Origin of the sequence: Streptomyces sp. MnatMP-M17 (assembly GCF_900091995.1) — a bacterium.
GTDB lineage: Bacteria > Actinomycetota > Actinomycetes > Streptomycetales > Streptomycetaceae > Streptomyces.
In genome coordinates this window covers 1-2,373 of sequence record NZ_FMDK01000755.1, presented here as the reverse complement: position 1 = coordinate 2,373, position 2,373 = coordinate 1, and the positions used below count along the sequence as shown (strand labels likewise).

2 protein-coding genes are annotated in these 2,373 nt (G+C 71.8%); both read left to right on the top strand.

All coding sequences use genetic code 11. The features are described from left to right. The first annotated feature begins 387 nt into the window (after positions 1-387). A complete protein-coding gene (locus GA0115259_RS29865) occupies positions 388-2,055 on the top strand; it encodes an SDR family oxidoreductase (RefSeq protein ID WP_093602798.1) in 1,668 nt (555 codons plus the stop codon). Between the two features lie 12 nt (positions 2,056-2,067). After that, a partial coding sequence (locus GA0115259_RS29860; RefSeq protein WP_141716741.1) for a deoxyribodipyrimidine photo-lyase occupies positions 2,068-2,373 on the top strand: 306 nt, incomplete at its 3' end.

The following is a 2,373-nucleotide window of genomic DNA, read 5'->3' as shown; positions in this document are numbered from 1 at the left end:
AGCGCCCGCCGCGGCAGCGGCTGATGTCACTGCGGGCACGCGAGCCCAGCAAGATCCAAAAGAAAGACCCTAGGACTGTGTCCGTCGTGGGGATAACGGGACAGCCCTTTAGGACGCGTCTGAGCGCTGTCCAGGCACGTCATGCGTTTGCGTGGTCGTGAAATCGACAGACGTAGTGCCGGGTGAATGCGCAGAGACAGCGGTGTGCCCGGGACGAGGTACGGGCACCCTGCCGTGACCGGCACGGCCGCGGGCACCCCGGCCGGCGGAGTTGCGCCGGCCGCGTGCGGGCCGAAGCATGGGGAGCGGGGAACGACGTGCGAGGAGGGATATGACCTTCCGTGTGCCACCGGCTCGCAGCCGACAGACCACTTCCGTACGGTCGGCATGACCGGCGACGGCCGGCCGCCGCGCTGTCTGGTCACCGGTGCCACCGGATACATCGGCAGCAGACTGGCGCCGGAGTTGCTGGCGGCCGGGCATTCGGTGCGCTGCCTGGCCCGCTCCCCGGACAAGCTGCGTGATCACCCGTGGGCCCGGCAGACGGAGACTGTGCGCGGGGACGCGACGGACGAGGTGTCCGTGCGCGCGGCGATGGAGGGTATGGATGTCGCGTACTACCTCGTGCACGCGCTGGGCACCGGACGCGATTTCGAGGAGACGGACAGACGGGCGGCCAGGATCTTCGGCGAGCAGGCGCGTGCCGCGGGCGTACGGCGGATCGTCTACCTCGGCGGTCTGAGCCCTCCGGGGGTGCCCGAGCGCGAGTTGTCGCCCCATCTGCGTTCCCGCGCCGAAGTGGGACACATCCTTCTCGCCTCTGGGGTGCCCACCGCGGTGCTGCGGGCAGCCGTGATCATCGGGTCGGGTTCGGCCTCGTTCGAGATGCTGCGTTACCTCACCGAACGGCTGCCCGTGATGGTGACCCCGAGCTGGGTACGTACCCGTACGCAGCCGATCGCCGTCCGTGACGTACTCCGTCTGCTCGTGGGGTGCGCCGGGCTTCCGTACGGCGTGAGCCGCGCCTTCGACATCGGCGGACCGGACGTCGTCACCTACGAGGACATGATGCGGCGGTATGCGGAGGCGGCGGGCCTCTCACGGCGGGTGATTCTCCCCGTTCCGCTGCTTACTCCCCGGTTGTCCAGCCTGTGGGTCGGTCTTGTCACACCTGTGCCGGGGGCGATCGCACGGCCGCTGGTCGAGTCGCTGAGGCACACGGTGGTCTGCACGGAGCGGGACATCGTGCGCTACGTCCAGGAGCCGCCGGAGGGACCCGTGGGTCTGGACCGCGCGATCCGGCTGGCCCTCCAGCGCGTCCGGGGCGCGGACGTGGCCACCCGCTGGTCCTCCGCGGCCACCCCGCGCGCCCCAAGCGATCCGCTGCCGACCGATCCCGACTGGGCCGGCGGCAGCCTCTACACGGATCAGCGTGAGCGCACGGTCGCCGCGTCGCCGCAGGCTCTGTGGCGCGTGGTGGAGGGCATCGGCGGTGAGAACGGCTGGTACTCCTCGCCGCTGGCCTGGTCCCTGAGGGGGTGGCTGGACACGTTGGCGGGTGGTGTCGGCCTGCACAGGGGCCGCCGAGACGCGACCCGGCTGAGGGTCGGGGACAGCCTGGACTTCTGGCGTGTGGAGGAGATCGAGCCGGGACGGCTGCTCCGGCTCAGAGCCGAGATGCGGCTGCCGGGCCTCGCCTGGCTGGAGATGACCGTGGACCGGGATCAGCAGGGGCGGACGGTGTACGGGCAGCGTGCCCTGTTCCATCCGCACGGCCTCGCCGGACACGCCTACTGGTGGGGTGTCGCCCCGTTCCACGCGGCGGTTTTCGGCGGTATGGCCCGTAACATCGCGGCCGCGGCCGCGTCAGCCGCGGCGGAGTCAGTCGCAGCGGGGTCCGCTGCGGTGGATTCCGCGGCTGCCGGGTCCGGCCGGGCCGAGTCGGCGGCTGACGGGTCTCCGACTGACGGGTCTCCGACTGACGCGTCTCCGGCTGACGGGTCTCCGGCTGGCGGGTCCGGTCCGGCCGGGTCCGCCCCGACTGGTGGGCGCTGAGGGGAGCAGGCCATGCGTGTCTCGGTCGCCTTGTTCACCGCGGACCTGCGGGTCCACGACAATCCGGTCCTGCGGGCCGCCCTGCGGGAAGCGGAACGCGTGGTACCGCTCTTCGTCGTCGACACCGGGATCAGCCGAACGGGGTTCGCCGTGCCCAACCGAGCGGCCTTCCTCGCCGACAGCCTGGCCGGCCTCGACACGGCGCTCCGTGCCCGGGGCGGCCGTCTGGTGGTGCGTACCGGTGACGTGGTCGAGGAGACCTGCCGGGTGGCGGCGGAGACCGGGGCCGGCACGGTCCATGTCGCGGGCGGGGCGAGC